This window comes from Vibrio sp. 1978 (genome assembly GCF_033344345.1).
Map to the genome: position 1 here is coordinate 1 of NZ_JAWPOP010000965.1, position 528 is coordinate 528.

A 528-nucleotide genomic window follows, 5' to 3' on the forward strand; every position below is an offset into this window, starting at 1 on the left:
CGGATCTGATTGCTTTTAGAGACAACGAGTTCGAGTGGATTGAAGTAAAAGGGCCCGGCGATAAACTCCAAGATAACCAATGGCGTTGGATCAAAGAGTTTTCTCGCCTTAATGTGCCATTTGCAGTGTGTTACGTCACCGCGCGAAAAGAAGATGAAATGCGGATTGACTAGCTTTTAGGCTTTGCAGAAGTCAGCGCTCTTTTCTGTTTGAGCTGGTCAATCACATAGCTTGGTGCGACTTTTTCTAGTTCCGTCAAGCATTCATCCGTTTTCGGATTATCGTAACGAATATAGATATCACAAACCGCGTACAGCTGCTCTGGCGCGCCTGAAATCAAGTAAGCCTGTTCAAAAGATTTCACAGCCTTATCGACACTGAACTCTTCTTGTAGCACACCATTCAAATACCAAAAGTAACTGTTGTTTTTCGCCATGTTGGCCGCTTTTTCGATTTCATTTGCGGCTTGCTCTTTGTCATTTAAACGAACGAGCGTCAAAGATTTCGAATAATGCAGGGCGGCATTGT

At 43.9% G+C, this 528-nt stretch carries 1 protein-coding gene and 1 pseudogene; one reads left to right on the forward strand and one right to left on the reverse strand.

The annotated features are described in order from the left end of the window. Nucleotides 1–173, forward strand: a 173-nt coding sequence (locus R8N49_RS30125) for a VRR-NUC domain-containing protein (protein ID WP_140170947.1), incomplete at its 5' end; no start/stop codon positions are given. Here R8N49_RS30125 and R8N49_RS30130 read toward each other — a convergent pair. Further along, nucleotides 170–528: pseudogene (locus tag R8N49_RS30130) on the reverse strand (hypothetical protein); the annotation flags it as partial. The gene R8N49_RS30125 and the pseudogene R8N49_RS30130 overlap by 4 nt on opposite strands.